This is a genomic window from Marinobacterium sp. MBR-111 (assembly GCF_040547585.1).
Lineage (GTDB): Bacteria > Pseudomonadota > Gammaproteobacteria > Pseudomonadales > Balneatricaceae > Marinobacterium > Marinobacterium iners.
In genome coordinates this window covers 35,117-56,631 of sequence record NZ_JBEPQA010000008.1, presented here as the reverse complement: position 1 = coordinate 56,631, position 21,515 = coordinate 35,117, and the positions used below count along the sequence as shown (strand labels likewise).

General features: G+C 59.7%; 17 protein-coding genes. 15 read left to right on the top strand and 2 right to left on the bottom strand.

Going from position 1 to position 21,515, the window contains the following annotated elements; genetic code table 11:
• Positions 1-49: 49 nt before the first annotated feature.
• From ABIE61_RS07900 to ABIE61_RS07890, 3 genes are all read left to right on the top strand, one after another.
• The gene (locus ABIE61_RS07900) at positions 50-2,605 is read left to right on the top strand and encodes a circularly permuted type 2 ATP-grasp protein (RefSeq protein WP_354408285.1); all 2,556 of its coding nucleotides are present in this window, start codon (positions 50-52) and stop codon (positions 2,603-2,605) included.
• The gene (locus ABIE61_RS07895) at positions 2,602-3,486 is read left to right on the top strand and encodes a transglutaminase family protein (RefSeq protein WP_354408283.1); all 885 of its coding nucleotides are present in this window, start codon (positions 2,602-2,604) and stop codon (positions 3,484-3,486) included. Before ABIE61_RS07900 ends, ABIE61_RS07895 begins: the two co-directional genes overlap by 4 nt.
• A 377-nt stretch (positions 3,487-3,863) precedes the next feature.
• Positions 3,864-5,546 (top strand): thiamine pyrophosphate-dependent enzyme, encoded by a 1,683-nt coding sequence (locus ABIE61_RS07890; RefSeq protein ID WP_354408281.1) that lies wholly within the window; start codon positions 3,864-3,866, stop codon positions 5,544-5,546.
• Positions 5,547-5,615: 69 nt separating this feature from the next.
• Here the strand turns inward: ABIE61_RS07890 and ABIE61_RS07885 are convergent, their stop codons facing one another.
• Positions 5,616-6,560: a LysR family transcriptional regulator gene (locus ABIE61_RS07885; RefSeq protein ID WP_354408279.1), complete on the bottom strand. Its 945-nt coding sequence runs from the start codon at positions 6,558-6,560 to the stop codon at positions 5,616-5,618.
• Between the two features lie 95 nt (positions 6,561-6,655).
• Between ABIE61_RS07885 and ABIE61_RS07880 the strand changes: the two genes are divergently transcribed.
• The 11 genes from ABIE61_RS07880 (at position 6,656) to ABIE61_RS07830 (ending at position 19,385) form a co-directional block, all read left to right on the top strand.
• Positions 6,656-7,795 (top strand): CaiB/BaiF CoA transferase family protein, encoded by a 1,140-nt coding sequence (locus ABIE61_RS07880; RefSeq protein WP_354408276.1) that lies wholly within the window; start codon positions 6,656-6,658, stop codon positions 7,793-7,795.
• A 15-nt stretch (positions 7,796-7,810) separates the two neighbouring features.
• Positions 7,811-8,755: a hydroxymethylglutaryl-CoA lyase gene (locus tag ABIE61_RS07875; RefSeq protein ID WP_354408273.1), complete on the top strand. Its 945-nt coding sequence runs from the start codon at positions 7,811-7,813 to the stop codon at positions 8,753-8,755.
• 68 nt (positions 8,756-8,823) lie between these two features.
• Positions 8,824-9,813, top strand: coding sequence for a TRAP transporter substrate-binding protein DctP (gene dctP / locus ABIE61_RS07870; RefSeq protein ID WP_354408272.1), 990 nt, complete (start codon positions 8,824-8,826; stop codon positions 9,811-9,813).
• A 27-nt stretch (positions 9,814-9,840) separates the two neighbouring features.
• The gene (locus tag ABIE61_RS07865) at positions 9,841-10,335 is read left to right on the top strand and encodes a TRAP transporter small permease (protein WP_354408270.1); all 495 of its coding nucleotides are present in this window, start codon (positions 9,841-9,843) and stop codon (positions 10,333-10,335) included.
• Entirely contained in the window at positions 10,332-11,615 is a 1,284-nt protein-coding gene (locus ABIE61_RS07860; RefSeq protein ID WP_354408267.1) for a TRAP transporter large permease, read from the top strand. The genes ABIE61_RS07865 and ABIE61_RS07860 overlap by 4 nt, the downstream gene beginning before the upstream one ends.
• Before the next feature lie 233 nt (positions 11,616-11,848).
• Entirely contained in the window at positions 11,849-13,498 is a 1,650-nt protein-coding gene (locus tag ABIE61_RS07855) for a thiamine pyrophosphate-dependent enzyme (RefSeq protein WP_354408266.1), read from the top strand.
• Between the two features lie 25 nt (positions 13,499-13,523).
• Positions 13,524-14,948: an aldehyde dehydrogenase family protein gene (locus ABIE61_RS07850; protein WP_354408263.1), complete on the top strand. Its 1,425-nt coding sequence runs from the start codon at positions 13,524-13,526 to the stop codon at positions 14,946-14,948.
• Between the two features lie 71 nt (positions 14,949-15,019).
• On the top strand, positions 15,020-15,553 hold the full coding sequence (locus ABIE61_RS07845; RefSeq protein WP_354408260.1) for a gamma carbonic anhydrase family protein: 534 nt from the start codon (positions 15,020-15,022) through the stop codon (positions 15,551-15,553).
• 305 nt (positions 15,554-15,858) lie between these two features.
• Positions 15,859-18,066, top strand: coding sequence for a TonB-dependent receptor (locus ABIE61_RS07840; protein ID WP_354408258.1), 2,208 nt, complete (start codon positions 15,859-15,861; stop codon positions 18,064-18,066).
• A gap of 12 nt (positions 18,067-18,078) precedes the next feature.
• The gene (locus ABIE61_RS07835) at positions 18,079-19,218 is read left to right on the top strand and encodes a PepSY-associated TM helix domain-containing protein (RefSeq protein WP_354408256.1); all 1,140 of its coding nucleotides are present in this window, start codon (positions 18,079-18,081) and stop codon (positions 19,216-19,218) included.
• On the top strand, positions 19,215-19,385 hold the full coding sequence (locus ABIE61_RS07830) for a hypothetical protein (RefSeq protein ID WP_206837091.1): 171 nt from the start codon (positions 19,215-19,217) through the stop codon (positions 19,383-19,385). Before ABIE61_RS07835 ends, ABIE61_RS07830 begins: the two co-directional genes overlap by 4 nt.
• Positions 19,386-19,404: 19 nt before the next feature.
• Here ABIE61_RS07830 and ABIE61_RS07825 read toward each other — a convergent pair whose 3' ends face one another.
• Positions 19,405-20,655, bottom strand: a complete 1,251-nt coding sequence (locus ABIE61_RS07825; RefSeq protein ID WP_354408254.1) for a DUF3422 family protein — start codon at positions 20,653-20,655, stop codon at positions 19,405-19,407.
• A 206-nt stretch (positions 20,656-20,861) separates the two neighbouring features.
• Between ABIE61_RS07825 and acuR the strand changes: the two genes are divergently transcribed.
• The gene (gene acuR, locus ABIE61_RS07820; protein ID WP_091827178.1) at positions 20,862-21,515 is read left to right on the top strand and encodes an acrylate utilization transcriptional regulator AcuR; all 654 of its coding nucleotides are present in this window, start codon (positions 20,862-20,864) and stop codon (positions 21,513-21,515) included.

Genomic DNA, 21,515 nt, shown 5'->3' with positions numbered 1-21,515 from the left:
AAAAAACACCTATGATGCCCGCTGACTCCAAGCCAGAGGCCCCTGTACAGTGGCAACCGACAATTTGACTCCGCCGCCGTCGCCTGAACCGCTGCTGCAGTATGCACCGCGGGACGGACGCTTTGATGAGGCGTTTGCCGCCGACAGCCGTATCCGGCCTCACTGGCAATATGTACTGGATGCCCTGAGCCGGCTTGGCATCGCAGGGTTGCAGAACCGTCAGCACAAAGCACAACGCATCCTGCGTGACGATGGTGCCAACTACAACATGGTGGGCCAGCCCCAGAAAACCCGTGTCTGGGGGCTGGACCCGGTACCACTGCTGATCGGCAGCGAAGAGTGGAGCCGAATTGAGGCGGGGCTGAGCGAGCGGGCCGAACTGTTCGATCTGATTCTGCGCGATCTGTATGGTCCGCGTGAACTGATCCGCAACCGCATACTGCCGGCGGAGCTGATTCTGTCTCACAGCGGTTTTTTGCGCGCCTGCCAGGGACTCAACATGCCGGGCGAGCAGCAGCTGATCCTGCATGCGGTGGACATGGTGCGTGGCCCTGACGGCCAGATGCAGGTCGTTGCCGATCGCACTCAGGCTCCAAGTGGTGCCGGCTACGCGCTGGAAAACCGCACCGTGATGTCACGCATCTTGCCAAGCCTGATCCGCGACAGTCAGGTGCATCGCCTTGCCCTCTTCTTTCAAGCACTTCGACGCAAGCTGAACAGCCTGGCGCCCAATGGCGGCACTCCCAGAGTCGTCATTCTGACCCCCGGGGCCTACAGCGAAACCTATTTCGAGCACACTTACCTGGCCAACTATCTGGGGTATTCGCTGGTACAGGGAGGCGACCTGACCGTACGTGATGGCTTCGTGTGGATGAAGTCCCTGGATGGCCTGCACCGCGTAGACGTCATCCTGCGTCGCGTGGATGATATTTGGTGCGATCCGGTCGAGCTGCGCGGCGACTCCCATCTCGGCGTGCCCGGGCTGCTGGAGGCTGTTCGTGCCGGCAATGTGGTGGTTGCAAATCCGCTGGGTTCGGGCATTCTGGAAAATCCGGCCCTGCTCAAGTACATGCCACGCATCAGTGAATTTTTCCTCGGTCATCCACTCACCCTGCCCAGTGCCCGCACCTGGTGGCTGGGTGATCCAGCCGACCGTGAGTATGTTCTGACCCACCTGCCGGAATTGATCATCAAACCCACCAGCCGCCGCCCCGGACAGCAAAGCGTGTATGGAGCACAGCTGGATGAAAAGGGACTGGCACACTGGCATCGTGAACTGACCCGCAACCCCGCTCAATGGGTCGCACAGGAAGCCAATCTTCCATCGACATCACCCACTCTTCAAAGAGGTGGGCTGCGCCCCAGCCCAACGGTACTGCGCGGCTTTGCCGTAGCCGACGAAGGTTCCTACACCGTGATGTCCGGTGGTCTGACGCGAGTGGCCAGCTCTGACCGGCAGATGGTGGTCAGCAATCAGCTCGGTGCCACCAGCAAGGACACCTGGGTACTGGCTTCTGAGCCTCAGCGCCTGACCACGCTGCGAGAGCAGCAAACCTCTCTGCTCAGCGGCGAACAGAGCAGCGATCTGCCCAGCCGTGTGGTTGAAAACCTGTTCTGGATGGGACGCTACTCAGAACGCGCCGAGTCAGCCACGCGGCTGCTGCGTACCACCTTCATGCAGCTGAACAGCGCCAGCACTCTGCCGGACAGCGTGCGACACCAGCTGTTGCAAAGCGTGACCGAAGTCACGGGCACACAGCCTGGTTTCAGCCCACAGGACCCACAGACCTTCGATGACCCTGAAACCGAGCTGCTCAAAGTCATTCTCGACAGCGGCCGCTTCGGCAGCGTCTGCAGCAACGTACAGGCCATGCTCAGCTGTACAGAAGAGGCCCGCGAAATGCTGTCCGGTGATACCCACCGAGTCCTGAGCGACTTGAGGGACACCCTCAATGATCTGCCGGCTCAGCTGCAACCGGACAGTCTGGCAGCCCCTGAAGAAGCGTTGGACCCGCTGATTACCAGCCTGCTCGCTCTCTCAGGCCTGAGTCAGGAAAGCATGATTCGTGGCTTTGGCTGGCGCTTCCTCGAAATGGGCCGACGCCTGGAGCGTACCCTGCAAACCACCCTGCTGCTGCGCGCCCTGCTGGTGCCGGTACTGGACGACGATGCCGAAGAACAGCTGCTTGAAGCCGCCCTCATGTGCGGCGAAGTGCTGGTCACCTACCGTCGCCGCTACCGCAGTCAGCCCGAGCTGCGCAACGCCCTGGTGCTTCTCCTGCTTGATCGCAGCAACCCGCGCTCGCTGCAGTATCAGCTGGACCAGCTGACTCAGCATCTTTACGAATTGCAGGGTGGTGCCTCAACGTCTCTGCTGAGCGAAGAGCGCCGCACATTGCTGGAGGCCCGTACCCTGCTGCAGCTGTCCCGTGCCGAGCAACTGGCCGAGCTGGATGATCAGGGACAGCGCCAGGCTCTGGATACGCTGCTCAGCCAGCTGTTTGAGCGTCTGACGGCAACCGCCACCCTGATTGCCGGCCATTACTTTGAGCATCAGCGCAATCCGCAGCAGCTGGTGAATACCCGATGGGGTGACGAGGAATGATCTACCGTATCCGCCACATCACGCGCTACACCTATGAGCAGCCGGTCAGCCAATGCTTCAACAAGGCACATCTGCTGCCGCGCAATACGCCCTCCCAGCGCTGTCTGGACAGCCGTATTGAAGTGACGCCCAAGACAGGCTGGCTGCGCGAACACCTGGACTATTTTGGCAATCGCTACTGCTATTTCATGCTGCAGGAACCGCACAAGCTGCTCGAAATCGACATCACCAGCCGCATCGACGTGAACCCGGGACAGCCGGAAAGTGCGCTGGACCTGGGCTGCAGCATCAGCGAGGCCCGTGCGCGCATCGATCTAGCCGCTGACGAAGAGACCCTTCTGGCGCGGGAATTCCTGCTGGATTCACCCATGGTTCGCGCCAGCAAGCAACTGCGTGAGTATGCGGCGCCGAGCTTTGCCACCGAGCGCACCCTGCTGTCAGCCGTTCGCGAGCTGACCCAGCGCATCTATGAAGACTTCACCTACGACCCGGAGTTTTCCACAATCGCCACGCCACTGCATGATGTGCTCAGACACAAACGTGGTGTCTGTCAGGACTTTGCCCATCTGGCGATCGGTTGTCTTCGTGCGCTGGGCTTCCCGGCCCGCTATGTCAGCGGCTATCTGGAAACACTGCCGCCCCCCGGTCAGGAAAAGCTGGTGGGGGCCGATGCCTCTCATGCCTGGTTTGCCGTGTATTCGCCGGGTGATGGCTGGTTTGAGTTCGACCCCACCAATAACAACATGCCCGCCGGGCAACATATCGTAACCGCCTGGGGCCGCGACTATGCAGACGTTACGCCGCTGCGCGGCATCATATTTGACGGTGGCGGCGAACAGACGCTGGAGGTTTCGGTGGATGTTGCCCGCCTGCCGGGCTGATCAGCCCCTGTTGCCGGAAGCTCGTTGTCCGTCGCTTGCCACAGCGGAGCTCAGTGCGATACTGGATTAATACGCCCAAACTGGCTAAGGTGGGTGGAAAGTAACCATGGCTGCAAGGCATGCTCAACGGTTCAATGCATAAACATCAATGGCGACTCTCGATCGGCCAACACTGGTCGCGCAGTATCCGTGGTATCGCCATCCCCCCTCCCCGCGTCAATGGACAGATCTGATCTGGCCACGCTTGCTCACATCTCCACTTTTTACGGCTAGGACATTGGCTCGGCATCACATGCCGACTGCTCTTGGCCCCTGTGTGGCTGGCCAGATCACTCACCCAAGGTTTCAATTTTCACCTGACATGAGTTGTCTGCCTTATGAACGCTGCAATCAAGAACACCCGAAAAACCATGACCGCCGGCGAAGCCATGATTGAATCCGCCGTTGCCAACGGTGTGGACACAATATTCGGCATTCCGGGGGCGCAGATTTACCCCCTGTTCGACGGCATCTACAAGCACGACCTTGACCTGATCGTGCCCCGCCACGAACAGAGCGCCGCCTACATGGCGATGGGTTACGCCAAGTCCACCGGCAAGACCGGCACCTTTGCTGTAGTCCCCGGCCCCGGCATCCTCAACACCACCGCGGCCCTGTGTACCGCCATGGGCAACTGCAGCCCTGTGGTAGGTCTGACCGGACAGGTACCGACGTCCTTCGTCGGTCAGGGTCGAGGCCATCTGCATGAACTCAAGGATCAGGCCGGCACCCTGAAATCAATCATCAAGGACGCCTTCTCGATCCATCAGGCTGCAGACACCGCTGCGATCATGAACCGGGCCTACGAGACCGTGCGCACGGGGCGGCCGGGACCGGTGACGGTGGAAATGTGCTGGGACACCATGGCGACTGAAAGCGAGTTCGCCTCGCCCGCCCCGGTCACTGCCCAGCCGCCCGCGTCCGAGATCAGCCCCGAGTCACTGAAATCGGCTGTCGCAATGATCGCCAAGGCACGCAAGCCGATGCTGATGTGCGGTGCCGGCGCCCTGCACGCCTCCGAAGAGGTCACCGCGCTGGCCGAGCTGCTCAATGCACCGGTCACCGCCTTCCGCAGCGGTCGCGGTGTCGTCGCCGAAGATCATCCGCTGGGCCTGTCCGCCGTCGCCGCACGCCAGCTGTGGGATGACTGCGACCTGCTGATCGGCATAGGTTCACGTCTGGAGATGCCCTACATGCGTTGGGGCAACTACATGCAGTATGAACGCAAGCCGAGCAGCGGCCCCCAGCTGATCCGCATCGATATCGACCCGGCACAGATGGAGATTTTCAGCCCGGACCTGGGTCTTGTGGGCGACTCGGCGCAGGTGTGCCGTGCGCTGCACGACCAGCTGCTGGACAAGGTATCCCCTAACCCGGATCGGCTGGAACAGATCGCGCGCGCCAAGGCGGTGGCCTGGAATGCGTTGCAGAGCGTACAACCGCAAATGGCTTATCTCGATGTGATCCGCCAGGTGCTGCCGCGTGACGGTTTCTACGTTCCCGAACTGTCCCAGATGGGCTTCACCACCTGGGTTGGCGGCCTGCCGGTGTACCAGCCACGCACCTACGTTGAAGGCGGTTTCCAGGGTACCCTGGGATATGGCTTCCCCACCGCGCTGGGGGTGAAAGTGGCCAACCCGGACAAGGCCGTGGTCTCCGTCAGTGGTGATGGTGGATTCATGTTCGGCGTGCAGGAACTGATGACCGCCGCCGAATTCAACATCGGGCTGGTCAGCATCGTGGTTAACAATCGCTCCTACGGCAATGTGCGCCGCGATCAGCAAATGGGGTTTGGCAGCCGCTTCAGCGGCTCCGAGTTGAAGACACCGGACTTCGTCAAACTGGCGGAAAGTTTCGGGGTACGCGGCTACCGCGTCGACAGCCCCCAGGCTCTCAAGCCGGTCCTGGCCAAGTGTATCGAACTGAACCAGCCCTGCCTGATCGAAATCCAGTCTGAGCGCGGCCTGGAAGGCTCCCCCTGGCCGTTCATCCATCCGCAGGGACCGCTGGAGTCCGTCTGATACCTTGAGCCAAACGACTCCCGAGCCCGCCGGCAGGCCTTTCAGGCCTGTCGTTGGCCCTGGGCGCAACTAGCGAGGTGTTTTGCGGCCGGTCAACATGGCGGCCGTCCATCGTCCCTGGGTTACCGAGGCCTGCACCAGCTCTTCAACCAGCTCGGCAATTTTTTCCGACAGGAAAGAAGGTTTGCTGTTGCTGCGTTCGGCCAGATATAACGTCCGGGTCGGCTCGGGGTTCACAATCCGCCGCACCACCAGTTCTCCCCTCTGCAACTGTTCAGAGACCAGGACCTGAGGCGCAACGGTACAACCGATGGCCGCTTCCAGCCCGCCGATGGTGGCGGCAACAGAGGCCAGACGCACCGTACTGGCCCGTTCCAGCGAATGCAGCAGTTGCGGTTTATCCATCAGGGCACGCGAGAAGGTGCCACTCGACAACAGCATCAAGGGGTAGCGCGTCAGGTCCTTGAATTCCAGCGGGTCGGGGGCATCGCCCAGCAGACTGGGATGGCCGATGAAATAGAGCTGCTCATCCAGCAACGGCTTCTGCCGGATACGCTCATCCTGCGGCGGATTATACAGCAGCGAGAACTCGCATTGTTCCGTCACCAGATGATCAAACCCGAGTCCCGAAAGCGCTTCCTTCAGCACCAGGATAACGGCCGGATAACGCTCCCGTACGGTTTTCATCAGCTCAACGCCAATCACCTTGATCACGCTGTATGGCATCCCTACCGTGATCTCGCCGGACAACACCTTGCCACCACTTTTGACATCATCCTCGGCCATAGTCAGGCGCTTGAAGATATCGATCGCATGCACGTACAGGCGCTCGCCGGCAGCCGTCGGATCCATGCCACGGGGACGACGTTTGAACAGGGTCGTGCCCAGTTCATCTTCCAGTCGTGACAGATGATGGCTGACGGCCGACTGGGCCACGTTGCAGTGATCCGCCGCATGGGAGAGGTTGCGGAGTTCGTAGATCGCGACGAAGTATTTCAGCTGTCTCAGGTCCATGGTTCTTTTTTTTAGATGGCATCGTTATGAATAATATATTTTTAAGATTCTAGGTACGACGCTATAACTTGTCCATCAGTCAACTGGAGACAGGTATGAATAACAATAAACCCCTTTCTGGAGTCCGCGTCGTTGAAATGAGCCATATGATCATGGGGCCATCCTGCGCCATGTTCCTGGCTTTCATGGGTGCCGAGGTCATCAAGATCGAGCCGCCTGAAGGTGACAAGACCCGCAACCTGACCGGTATGGGACGAGGCTTTTTCCCGACATTCAACCGTGGCAAGAAATCCGTCACCCTCGACCTCAAGGCTGAATCCGACCGCGCTCAGCTGCACCAGTTGCTGGCAAGCGCCGATGTTTTCATCGAAAACTTCCGTGACCAGTCCCTGGAAAAAATGGGGCTCTCCCCTGCCCAGCTGCAGGAGAAACACCCCGCTCTGGTCATCGCCTCCTGCAAGGGCTTCCTGCACGGCCCGTATGAAAACCGTACCGCCATGGATGAGGTTGTACAGATGATGACCGGCATGGCCTACATGACCGGCCCGACCGGCAGACCGCTGCGTATCGGTTCGTCCGCCAATGACATCATGGGAGGCCTGTTCGGCGCTTTCGCCGTCGTATCCACCCTGCTGGCGCGTCAGCGGGACGGCAAGGGGCATGCGCTGCGTATCGGCCTGTTCGAGAACTGCCTGTTCCTGGTCGCCCAGCACATGGTCCAGTTCGACCTTGAAGGTACCGAAGAGCCGCCGATGCCGGAGCGCAATTTCTCCTGGCCGGTGTACGACATCTTCGACACCAGCTCCGGCAAACAGATCTTTATCGGCGCCGTGACCGAAGGCCAGTGGCGCGCCCTGTGCAAGGTACTGGGCCTGAAGGAGCTGCTCGACGATGAGCGTCTGCAGAACCGCCCCGACCAGATCAAGGCACGCAGTTGGACCATCCCGCTGATCGCCAAGGCTGTCGCTACCCAGTCTTTCGAAGACCTGGCCGTTGCGCTTGAGGAGCAGGGGCTGCCGTTCTCTCCCATTTCTCGTCCAGCCGAAATGTATGACGACATTCATGTAAACCGCCCCAACGGCCTCTTTGTATCACACGATCAGGAGCGCAGCTTCCGCGCCCCGGGCCTCCCTGTCGAGATCGATGGCAACCCGTTCCTGCCGGACAATCTGGATCTGCCCGAGATCGGGGAGCACAACGCCGAATTTTTTACCCCTAACCCGGCACAGGCCTGAGCAGGAGTCACACGCATGAGTCGCATAGAGACCCTCTACCCCAAAAACCGGGTTACCATCCGTGAAGTCGGCTTGCGCGACGGCATCCAGATGGCCGAGGTTTACCCCGATACCGAGCAGAAAACGCGCTGGATCAAGGCCGAATATGACGCTGGCGTACGCCATTTCGAGATCGGTTCTTTTCTGCCGGCCAGCCGTTTCCCCCAGTTTGCCGACATCCGCGAGATCATCGACTATACCCACAGCCTGCCCGGTGCCGTAGCCATTGCCCTGGTACTGAACGAGCGTGGTATAGAGGACGCCCTCAAGGCCAATGTGGATGAGCTGACCGTAGTCATGTCTGCCACAGAGGAACACAATCAGGCCAATGCCCGTCGCAGCCGCGAAGACAGCATTCAAGCGATCCGGCATGCGGTTGAACTGCGTGACAGGATCAACCCGAAAGCGGTGATCAATGCGGGGATCTCAATGGCCTTTGGCTGCTCCATTGCAGGCCAGGTCGACCCCGATGAAGTAGTCCGCATTGCCCAGGCCTGCCTGGATGCAGGTGTGGACAGTGTAGGTTTAGCCGACACCGTGGGATACGGCGGGCCGGTAGAGGTCAAAGCCGTGTGCGAGCGCATGACCCAGGTGCTGTCCGGGATTCCCTATGTCGTACACCTGCACAACACCCGTGGCACCGGCCTGGCCAATGCGGCGGCGGCACTGGAGGCCGGCGCAACCATCTTTGATGCCTCCCTCGGCGGTTTGGGCGGCTGTCCCTTCGCCCCGGGCGCAACCGGTAATGTGGTGATTGAGGACCTGGCCTATCTGACCGAGAAGATGGGATTCGCGACCGGTATCGACATTGATCGACTGGTCCAGGCCCGCGCACTGATCCAGGAGAGCATGCCGGACGAGCCCATGTACGGCGATATCGCCAAGTCAGGTTTACCCAAGAATTTTGCCTATTGCTCATGATGCCCGAACTCTGACGGGCCAGCCGAACGTTCATACGCGAGACGATAATAAAACCCAGGAGCGTAACCATGAAAACAACAATAACCACATCCTTGCTGAGTGCCTCTGTCCTGTTCTCAGGAGCAGCTGCTGCAACCGAAACCATACGCTGTGCGCATCAGTTCCCGCCCACACACACCATCGGCCAGGCCATTGACAAGTGGGCCGCCGAAATCGAAACCCAGTCCAAGGGTGAACTCAAGGTTGAAGTCTATCCCGCCAACAGTCTGGTTTCCGCCAAGGAGGTCATCCCTGCCGTTGCCAAGGGAGATATCGAGTGCGGCTTTGCCATCAACTTCAGTTGGGGGCGTACCCTGCCGGCCATGCTGGTGACCACGGCACCCTTTGCCTTCAGCGACGTGGAAGTATGGAAGCGATGGCCCACCTCCGAGGCAGCACACTTCCTTGAGCGCAAGCTGGAAAGCAAGGGGCTGAAAAACCTGACCTGGATGTTCCAGACCAATACCTCGGTGTTCACCACCAACGGCAAATTTCTCAACACTCCGGCAGACTTCGAGGGCGTCAAGATCAGAGGCGTAGTACCTCCGTTCAATGCCGGGCTGGAAAAGATGGGCGCCTCACCGGTCTCCATGTCCGGCGGAGAAGTCTACCAGGCGCTGTCCACAGGGGTTATCGATGCGGCCCTGACCGATATCGCAGCCGCCGTCAGCCGCAAGTACTACGAAGTACAGGATCATATGACGGTATTCCCGATCATTTCGGTGTACGCACATGGCTTTGCCAATCCTCGCTGGTACAGCAAGCTTTCGGACGAAAACAAGCAGGTATTGCAGGCAGCGGGTCTGAAGGGGGCTGAGTGGGCTCTGGAACTGTCCGAGGAAGCCGTTGCCGATGCGCCACAGCAGTTGCGTGACAAGGGCGTCAACCTTCACTACGCCACCGCCGAAGAACAACAGGCGCTGTCCGACGTCATGCTGCCGGCGTTCAACGCGTCCTTTGCCAAATGGGCCGGTGATGATACCGATGAGTTGATCAAGCTGATCGAAAAGCTGCATTAAACCCCCCGGGTGGTCACGGACATGAACATGTTATTCATTCTGCTGCGTGTATTACCCAGACTGGGAGGGGCACTCAGTGCCCTTCTCATTCTCGTGGTGCTTGCACTGATCAGCTACGCCGTACTCATGCGGTACTTCTTCAACGCACCTTTGACCTGGTCGGACGAGATGCTCGGATACCTGATGGTAGCGACGGCGTTCCTCGGTCTGAGTTCGGTGTTGCTCGATGACCGGCACATCGCGATCGACCTGCTGACACCCCGCTTTTCAGGCCCGGTGCAGAAAGTCTGCAACCTGTTGGGGTATGCGGTCGTGTTTAGCGTGGCCGCTGTCTTCTTGTATGCCTCTTGGGAAACTCTGAGCTTCAACCGCGACTTCGGGCTTTACTCGGTGGGCGAATTGGATGCTCCCATCTGGGTGACACAGATTCCCATGGCCATAGGCTCGGCTCTATTGGCACTGGCGGCCGCCACCAAATTTCTTGAGCGTCTGTTCAACATCACCCCGGAGAGCCGCTCATGACCACGATCCTGATTTTTGTCGGCCTTTTGGCACTACTGCTGGCCGGCGTACCCATTTTTGCGGCCCTGGCCGCAACCGGCATCGCCGTGCTGGCCTTTTTTGGTGAAAATGTTACCGCCATCGGTGATACCCTCTATGCCACCATGGACAAGAGCATCCTGGCGACCATCCCTCTGTTTGTCTTCATGGCACAGGTGATGATCCGGGGGCACGTGATCGACGACCTCTACCAGTTTGCCCATAACCTGATCGGCCATATCAAGGGCGGTCTGGGCGTGGCAACCGTGCTGTCCTGTACCATTTTTGCATCCATCTCCGGCTCCTCAGTGGCTACCGCCTTGTCTATCGGCTCCAGCGCTATCCCACAGATGGAAAAGTACGGTTACCAGCGCAAGTCAGCGCTGGGGGTTGTCGCCGCCGGTGGTACTCTGGGGATTCTGATCCCGCCCTCGGGCCCGATGATCCTCTACTCCATCGTCACGGACGCCTCCATCGGTGCGCTCTTCCTCGCGGGCCTGATCCCCGGGTTGCTGATCGCTCTGCTGTTCTCGGCGTACTGCGTTATCAGTGCCTACCGGGGCAAGATGTCTTCACCCGAATATCCGGGTCATGCCACCGTGCTGCAAAGTGCCAAAAAGGCGTTCTGGGCGTTAATGATGCCGCCGTTCGTCATGGGCGGTATCTATCTGGGCGTTTTCACCCCCGGTGAGGCCGCTGCAGCCGGCTCGTTCTATGCTTTGATCGTCGCCACCTTCATCTACCGCCGTTTCCGGTTCAAGGAACTGAAACAGTCGTTGATGGAAACCATGCAGGTCTCGTTGATGGTGTTTGCCATCATTCTGGGTGCCCACATCTTCGGGCATGCGATCACCATCATCCGCCTGCCGGCCGAAATCGCCGAGTGGGTTATCGGTGTCGGTTTCTCCAAGTGGGGCTTCATCCTCATGGTCATGGCCATCATCTTCGTGATGGGCATGTTCCTGGAATCGATCGCGATCATCCTGATCACCACACCGATTCTGCTGCCAGCCATGGTCGCGCTGGATATTGACCTGATCTGGTACGGCGTACTGCTGATGGTGAATCTGGAACTGGCGATGATCACCCCACCGGTGGGCATGAACCTGTTCGTGATCAAGGGCATCACTCAGGCTCCGCTGTCCGAGGTCATTTCAGGCTCGATTCCCTATGTCCTGCTGATGCTGGCAGGCCTGGCGCTGCTGATCCTGATCCCCGATATTGCGACTTTTCTGCCCTATGGTGCCGGGTATGGGCAGTAACCCGAACTATCACCTCTGGAGGCTCTCGATCGGCCAACACTGGTCGAGAAGCATCCGCGGCCTCGCCATACCGCCCCCCTTACCGGTCGAACTTTGCTGATTCTGGCCACTTTGGCCAGCACCTATAGACCTGAGCGGAACACCCGCCACTGACCCTGCCCGACACGCATGACGTGGCGGTCGAGCTGCCCCTCGGGTCCGGGAAGAGAACCCCTCATACGAGTATAAATATCATGACCAACATGACCGGTGGCGAAGCCATTATCGAATCTGTCGTCGCAAACGGCGTGGATACCATTTTCGGTATCCCCGGTGCACAGATCTATCCCCTGTTTGACGGTATCTACAAACAAAAGCTCAACCTGATCGTGCCACGCCACGAACAGGCCGCCGCCTACATGGCGATGGGATATGCCAAATCGTCTGGCAAGACCGGTACTTTCGCCGTGGTCCCCGGCCCCGGCATTCTCAATACGACGGCGGCGCTCTGCACCGCGATGGGCAACTGTAGCCCGGTGGTCGGTCTGACCGGCCAGATTCCCGGCAGTTTTCTGGGCAAGGGGCGCGGCCACCTGCATGAACTGAAAGACCAGCCCGGCACCCTGAGATCGATTATCAAGGATGCCTTCAGCATTACCGATCCCCGGCAGACCGAGGCTGTCGTTAACCGGGCCTATGCCACAGCGGCACAGGGGCGACCGGGACCGGTCACCGTGGAAATGTGTTGGGACACCATGGCGGCACCGGCCGAATTCGAACCGCCTGCTGCGGTTGTACCGACAGCTGACACGCCGGACATAGACCTGGACAGCCTCGCAGCGGCCGCCCGCATGATCGCCCAGGCCCGCAAGCCGATGATCATGTGCGGCGCCGGTGCCCTGCATGCGTCCGAAGACGTCTCCGCACTGGCCGAGTTGCTCAACGCTCCGGTAACAGCCTTCCGCAGTGGCCGCGGCGTGGTAGCAGAAGACCATCATCTAGGCGTTGCTTCACTCGCGGCTCGCCAGCTGTGGGATGACTGCGATCTGCTGATCGGTATCGGGTCACGGCTGGAGATGCCCTACATGCGCTGGGGCAACTACATGCAGTACGAGTCCAAGCCCTCCAGCGGCCCCAAACTGATTCGTATCGACATCGACCCGGCTCAGATGGAGACCTTCGCTCCGGACCTGGGCATCGTCGGTGACTCGGCCCATGTGTGTCGCCTGCTTGTTGACCGACTGCAAAGTCTGGTTTCTCCCGCCCCGGATCGGCTGGACGAAATTGCCCGCGCCAAGGCAGTCGCCTGGAATGCATTGCAAAAGGTCCAACCACAGATGGCCTATCTGGATGTCATCCGCCAGGTACTGCCGCGTGACGGCTTTTATGTGCCGGAGCTGTCCCAGATGGGCTTCACCACCTGGGTCGGTGGCCTGCCGGTGTACCAGCCACGCACCTTTGTCGAAAGCGGTTATCAGGGCACTCTGGGGTACGGTTTTCCGACGGCACTGGGCGTGAAAGTCGCCAATCCGGATAAGGCTGTGGTATCAGTCTGCGGTGATGGCGGCTTCATGTTCGGCGTGCAGGAGTTGATGACGGCGGTTGAATTCAACATCGGTGTAGTCACCATCGTGGTCAACAACCATTCCTACGGCAACGTCCGCCGCGACCAGGAAATGGGCTACGGTGGCCGTTTCTGTGGTTCGGAGCTGCAGACCCCGGATTTCGTCAAGATGGCCGAAAGCTTCGGTGCCCGTGGCTACCGTGTCAGCACCCCGGCGGAACTCAAGCCAGTACTCGCCACATGCATCGAACTGGATCAGCCCTGTCTGATCGAGATTCAATCTGAACGCGGTCAGGAAAGCTCCCCCTGGGAGTTTATCCACCCGCAGGGCACCCTGTAATCAGCGCCGCCAAGGGAAGACCAGCATGAAACACTATCCAATGATCCTTAATGGCCACGCCATTGACAGTAACGACCACCTGCCGGTGGTAAACCCTGCAACCGGTGAAATCTTTGCCACCTGTGCCCGGGCCAGTGATCACCATGTCGATACCGCCGTCCATGCCGCCAAAATAGCCTTCGACGCCTGGTCAAAACGGCCGGATGCGGAACGCAAAGCGCTGATCCACCAGCTCGGCACCCTGATTGAACAACACAAGGACGAACTGATTGAACTGGTCGTCCGCGAAACCGGAAAACCGGTGGTCGGGCTGGGTGGCGCAGGTGCCACCATGGAAGTAATGGGAGCCTCGGCCTGGTCTCATGTCACCGCCGATATCGACCTGCCGGACGAGACCATTCAGGATGACGAAATGGCACTGGTCGCGGTGACACGCAAGCCGTTAGGCGTGGTGGCCTCGGTCACGCCCTGGAACTGGCCACTGCTGATCGCCATCTGGCACCTGATTGCCGCCATCCGCGTCGGTAATACGGTAGTGATCAAACCTTCGGAGTTGACACCGCTGGCGACAGCCCGTTTCGTCGAACTGGCCAACGACGTCCTGCCACCGGGTGTACTCAATATCGTGATGGGTGAAGGCAATATCGGCCAGCGCCTGACCTCGGCACCGGCCGTCAGCAAGGTGGTCTTCACCGGCTCCACCGCCACCGGGAAGCGCATCATGGCATCGGCGTCCAACAGCCTTAAGCGGCTGGTGCTGGAACTGGGTGGCAACGATGCCGCTATCGTGCTGCCGAACACTGACCTGGACCGCGTGGCCGATGATATTTTCGCAGCCGCTTTTCACAACAACGGCCAAACCTGTGCCTGCCTGAAACGGCTTTATGTGCATGAGCGGCAGTACGATGAATTGTGCCAGCGTCTGGTAGCCATTGCCCGCGGCATCAGGGTCGGCAATGGACTGGACGCGGATACGGAACTCGGCCCGGTTCAGAATGAGGCCCAGCGCCGTATCGTTGAAAATCTGGTTGCCTCAGCAGTACGTGAAGGCGGTCAGGTTCTGTGCGGCGGTGAACGTGGTGAAGGCGCGGGATACTTCTACCTTCCAACCCTGGTAGCCGGCCTCACCAACGGCTGTGAGCTGGTCGATCAGGAACAGTTCGGCCCGGTGCTGCCCATCATCCGTTACGCTTCCGTCGAAGAGGCGATCAAGCTCGCCAACGACAGTCCCAACGGGCTGGGCGGTTCCGTCTGGGGGGATGATCTGGTGGCTGCCGAACAGGTGGGCCGCCTGCTGGAGTGTGGTACTGTCTGGATCAATGGCCACGGCGGGGTGCAACCGGATGCGCCCTTTGGTGGTGTAAAAGAGTCCGGATTCGGGGTCGAGTTTGGCCGCTACGGCCTGGAAGAGTGCACCTCTATCCAGACCGTCAAAATTCACCGTCAGTAATCGATACAGGCTGCCCACCTGGCGGCCAGGCCCTTTTACTGGATATCCAATCGAGCTGAGAAGAGTTAACCATGGCGATATATGAATACGACAGGCAGCGCCCCGAGATGGACAGTGATACCTACGTGCACGAGCAGGCCACCCTGATCGGACAGGTCAAACTGGCCCCCGGCGCCAGCGTCTGGCCACAGGCGGTCCTGCGCGCCGACAACGAGCCGATCCATATTGGCACCGGCAGCAACATTCAGGACGGTGCCGTGCTGCATACCGATCCGGGGTATCCACTCAACATCGGTGCAGGGGTCACCATCGGCCATCAGGCGATGCTGCACGGCTGCACCATCGGCGACAACTCGCTGGTCGGCATCCAGGCGGTGGTTTTGAACGGTGCCAGGATCGGCAAGAATTGCCTTGTCGGCGCCGGAGCCCTGGTTACCGAAGGCAAGGAATTTCCGGATAACTCGCTGATCCTGGGCAGCCCGGCCAAAGCGGTCAAAACCCTGGACGACCAGGCGATCCAGGCACTGCGTGACAACGCCCGACATTACGAGGACAAGTCGCGTGCCTATCCATCGCTGTTGAAGCGTCTCGACTCGCCAAGCTGATCCCGCCACCAGACGTTGGAGGCGAAGCCGGTTCCGATTCGGCTTCCCTCTCCTCCCGACTCACGATGTCCCCCTGCTCTGACCTCACCCGACCAGTTTGACCGGTCCTGACACCCTTTGGCAGCCATGGCAAACAGCGTTACGACAAAAAACATGCCTCTCTATATGATAATAATTTGTATTTGAATTTAGATTTTTAGCCTTTATCATAGCCTATCAAACGTTGCTGCCCCCATCTGGAAACAAAACCGTTCCTCACCGGTGTCATCAACGTCGACACCAGCAAGACAACAACAGGCATAACAATGGCACAGGATTTTTCCAAACGACTGGCGGCAGCAGGTCTGTCTTTCCCGCTTATGGCAGGCAGCGGCCTGGCACTGGCCAACACTGAAACAGAACCGGCCCGCATGAGCCAGGAAACGCTGGTAATCACCGGCTCCGGTGCCCAGGTCCATCTGACCGACGAGTTTGCTGGTGGTCAGGTGGCACGTGGCAGCCGTAACGGCATTTTGGGCAATATCGACTACATGGACTCGCCGTTCAGCAGCACCGCCTACACGGCGGATTTCATCGACAATCAGCAGGCTGGCAGCGTCGGCGAAGTGCTCGCACGCGATCCTGGTGTCCAGCTGACCAAAGGGTACGGCAACTTTCAGGAAGTCTACATGTTGCGTGGTTTTCCGACCTACTCGGATGACATCACCGTCAACGGTCTGTACGGCATTCTGCCGCGTCAGATGCTGTCCACCGCCATGGTGGAGCGGGTCGAGGTGTTCCGCGGCTCCTCTGCTTTCGTCAATGGTGCGGCTCCCGGTGGCAGCGGTGTCGGCGGCTCGATCAACATCATTCCCAAGCGTCCGGGTAACCAAGCGATTACCGATCTCAGCCTCGGCTATGAAGATGACACCCGTTACACCACCGCCGTCGATGCTTCGCGTCGTTTCGGTGAGGATGAACAGTGGGGCGTCCGGGTCAACGGCCTGACCACCAACGGCGAAGGTTCAATCGAAGATGAAGACCGCTCCCTGGATGCGCTGTCGCTGGCCACCGATTATGAGTCCGACAATTTTCTGATGAACGCCAACCTGGGCTATCAGAAGGATCGTCTCGACACCCCACGGCCGCAGGTAACTCCGACCGGTGCCCTTCCCGATGCCCCGGATGCCGACAGCAATTACGCTCAGGACGGCACCTACTCCGAAGAGGAGGACCTGTTCGGTACCCTGCGCGGCGAATGGCAGCTGTCCAATAACGCCTCCGCCTGGATCGCCGGCGGCTTCCGCGAAAGCGAGGAGCACAATGTTCTGATGAACCCCAGAAGCACGGCTAATGGCACGCTGAGCGGTTACCGTTTCGACAACGCTCGTGAAGACTCCGTCCGCTCTGCCGATGCCGGTATACGCCTGTTCATGGATGGCGAACTGGTGTCACACGAATTTGTCGTCTCGGCAGCCATTAGCCGTCAGGAAGTGCGCAACGGCTGGAACTTCAGCAGCTTCACCCGCTCACCGATGGGCTCTCTGGACGCTCCGGATACCGATAACCTTCCCGCGATGACCCCATTCTACCCCGGCGGCAGCCTGGATAATCCCCAGCGTGACGAAGTCTCCATCCAGCGCAGCCTGGCCCTGGCCGATACATTGCGCATGCTGGACGACCGCCTCGCCCTGACCCTGGGCCTGCGTTACCAGGATCTGGAGACACGTGACTACGACATCAACACCAACGACGCCCTGTCCGAGCAGTCCGCACACGCCTGGACCCCGGCGCTGGGTGTGGTGTACGCCCTGAACCCGGAAGTTTCCCTGTACGCCAACTATGCGGAAAACCTGCAGAAAGGCTCATCGGCCAGCTCAACCTATGGTGCCCAGCCTGTCACCAATGCCGGCAGCATTCTCGATCCCTTCCGCGGCGAACAGATGGAAGCGGGTGTGAAGCTGGATCTGGGCAACCTGGGTGCTACCTTCAGCCTGTTCACGGTGAACCGCCAGAACGGCATCTATCGTGACAACGGCAACGGCAGCTACACCTTTACCAATGACGGCGAACGCGTCAGTCAGGGCGTGGAGATCACCACTTTCGGCGAGCCCGTGCCCGGCCTGCGCCTGCTGGGCGGCCTGACCTGGATAGATGCCACCTATGAAGATACCCAGGACGGCATTAACGACGGTAAAACGGCGATCGGCGTGCCCGAATGGCAGGCCAAGTTGTCCGGCGAGTACAGTCCTGCCAGCCTGAACGGCATCACCTTTGATGCGGGCCTGATCTACACCGGCAGCCAGCAGGCCGACCTGGCCAACACGCAGAAGATCGATGCCTGGACCCGAGTTGATACTGGTGTGCGCTATGTCACCCAAGTGGGCCAGCAGCAGCTGACCCTTCGAGCCCGTGTCGAAAACCTGTTCGACGAATCCTACTGGAGCAGCGTAGGTGGTTCGGGTGACAGCTATAACTACCTGACGCTCGGCAGCCCGCGTACTCTTTCACTCAACGCCACCCTGAGCTTCTAAGCGGTACTGAACATGCACTATACCGCCATGCAAACCTGGGCCTGGGTGCACAAGTGGAGCAGTCTGGTCTGCACGGCATTTTTGTTGATGCTGTGTCTGACCGGGCTACCGCTGATCTTCCATGACGAGATCGATGAATTCTTTTCCCCGTCCGATTGGCAGCCCGCCAATCCGGGGGCGGAGCTGATGTCGCTGGACCAGATTGTCCGCATTGCGCAGGACAACCGCCCCGGAGAACGGCCGCTGTACCTGAGTTTCGATATCGACCGGCCGGTGGTCAATGTGACCACCGCACCGCCAACGGACAGCAACCAGCCGGACTTTCACCTGATGCCCTATGACCTCACCAGCGGCGATCAGGTCCCCTTTCCGGAAGATGCCAGCTCGGCAGTGATGCACTTCCTGTTGCAACTGCATACAGACATGTTCCTGGGGCTGCCGGGCATGCTGTTTCTGGGATTTATGGGCCTGCTGTTTGCAGTCGCCACGGTCTCGGGCATCGTGCTCTACGCGCCGTTCATGCGCAAGATTCCGTTCGGGACCCTGCGACGTGAAAAGTCCCGCCGACTGCTCTGGCTGGACTATCACAACCTGCTGGGCGTGGTGACGATTGTCTGGGCACTGTTGGTCGGTCTGACCGGGGTGGTGAACACTCTGGAGGAACCGATAATCGATGGCTGGCGCAACGCCGAACTGGATGACCTGATCAAGCAGCATCAATCCGTCGAAAGCATCGAGCACTGGGCCTCGGTGGATGAGGCCGTGGCCAGCGCCCTGACGCTGGCACCGGATATGGAACCCCAGTTCATCGCGTTTCCCGGCGCACGCTATTCCACGCCCGGGCATTTCGCCGTGTTTCTGCACGGGCGCACGCCGGTGACCGAACACATCATCTTGCCAGTACTGGTCAACGCCCGTACCGGCGAAGTTGAAGGGCGCCGCGAGATGCCCTGGTACGCCAAAACTTTGGCCCTGTCGGGGCCGCTACACTTTGGCGATTACGGCGGGATGACGCTGAAAGTGATCTGGGCTCTGCTTGATCTGGTCCTGATCGCCGTGCTGATTTCCGGCCTCTATCTCTGGCTCAAACGCGGTACTGGCCGCTCCAAAGTCACAAGCGATCTACAATCACTTGAGGAACAAACGGCATGATCTGGCGAATCTTTGGCTGGCCGATCATCATCGGCCTGGTGTCCGCCGCCGGCTTCGCCACCACTCTGCTGGCCAGCTCGGAACAGGATCTGCTGCCGGCACTGGCCTGCGGCGCGGGACTGCTGCCGATACTGATCTTCCTGTTGCGCCAGCCCCCACGTCGCTAGTCGGTACCTGCCGGGTCCCTCACTCCTCGTCGTAGCCCTTGAGCAGGCGACGCAAATACCAGAACAGTCCCACTGCCAACAACGGCACCAGCAGGCTCAGCCCCAGCGACAGCTGGCGTTCCAGTTCGGTATCGCCCAGGATGTTTCTCAGCGTACGGTCGATCAGGTCGAAGGCGTAGTAGGTCACCACGATGACGGTGAAGCTTTCCAGTTTGGCCTGCATGCGGATCTGACGACGGGCACGCTTGTTCAGCCCTTCCAGCAGGTCCTTGTTCTGCCCCTCGATGGAGAGATCCACCTGAGAGCGGACCAGGTCGGTGGAACGGGCGATTCGCTTCGACAGCCGTTCAATACGTTCACCGGTCGCCTTGCAGGTACGCCGGGCCGGGTCCAGCCGCCGATCCATGAACTGCTCGATGGTCTGAATCCCCTCCAGCCGTTCCTCGCGCAGCTCTTCGATGCGACTGTACATCAGGGCAAAATAGGCTTCTGAAGCCGCCAAACGGTTGGCACTGCGGGCGGACAGATCCTCCACCCGCGCCGCCTGCTGCATCAGCTGGTGTATCAGCTCTGCCGGTTCACGGCGTGCTTCGGCAATCGAGGCCACGGTTTCCGCCAGTGCCTGATCCAGCGCGGTCACCTCGGGCATCACCTCATTGCTCAAGGGCAGTCCCAGCAATGCCATATGCCGGTAGGTGTCGATTTCACAAATACGCTGCAACAGCCGCCCACAGCGGTAGTCGATCATCTTCGGCTGCTGCAGCACCAGCACACGACTCATGCGACTGTCAGAACGTTCACGAAAGTCAGTGAACACCTGTCCCGCCGCCCCCATCACCGAGGAACCGGACACCTGGTGATCGTTGAAGTGCTGCTCCAGCAACGGCTCCGGATCAGTTCCTACATCGGGTTGGCAGATCACCTCCACACCACAGAGATAGGCTCCCGGTAGCTGTTCGCGTTCCTCATCGGTGAAGGCGGGAGGTTCTGTGGTTGCCAGCGCATAGAGGGTCAGACTGTAAAATTCGCCATGCGGTTCAAAGCGCAACGCCCAGCGGTCATTCCGCGTGAAGAAAAAGCCTTCGCTATTCTGCGGCAACGGCAGGCTTTTCAGGCTGGCCAGCTGTCGTACACTGCGGTTCACCGCTTCCTCTGCCACACCCTCGTACAGAATTGCCTGGTGACACAGCGCCAGTGGGCCGCTGAGTTTATGAAACGGGCGCGCATGGACTTCAGCAACGATTTGGTCACGCAGTGAATGGTCGTGCATACTGGCGAAGCTCCCGGACAGCAGGGTGAAAGTGTTAACAGGCAGCATACCAGACACGGATTAAGGAGTTATGCACGGATGTCTTTGGATGAAACGCACACCCTGCAAGACTGAGCACCAGGTTATACACGGGTCCCTACAGCCAAAACTAGACACTTGGTCTAATTATTCCGATAATTCGTGCATCCGTTACAGAACGAGCCCACATGAATTTGACAACACCCGAACGCCCGGCACGCCGCCGCGGCCGGCCACCCAAGAACAGCGCCCGCCCCTACTCCGAAGTGCGCCAGGCACTGGTTCAGTCGGGGCTTGCCATGCTGACCGAGAAGGGCTACAGCTCCGTCGGTATCGACGAGATCCTGCGTTCTGTCGATGTCCCCAAGGGGTCCTTCTACCACTACTTCAAGAGCAAGGAAGAGTTCGGCCAGGAGCTGATTGGCGCCTACGGTCAATATTTTGCCCGCAAGCTGGACCGCTTTCTGCTGGATGACGCCTTTGCACCGCTGCAACGCATCCGCAACTTCGTGCAGGATGCCAGCGAGGGCATGACACGCCACCAGTTCCGACGTGGCTGCCTGATCGGCAACCTGGGCCAGGAAATGAGCCTGCTGCCGGAGTCCTTCCGGGGACAACTGAAAGCGGTGTTCGAGGACTGGCAACAGAGAACAGCGGACTGCCTGAGAGCGGCTCAGGCATGTGGCGAGCTATCGACCGCTCAGGATTGCGACCAGCTGGCCGAGTGGTTCTGGATCGGTTGGGAAGGCGCAGTACTCAGAGCCAAGCTGGAGGCGTCACCCGAACCCTTACAGCGCTTTGCCAGCGGCTTTTTCCAGCTGCTGCAGCCCGGTGCCGATTAA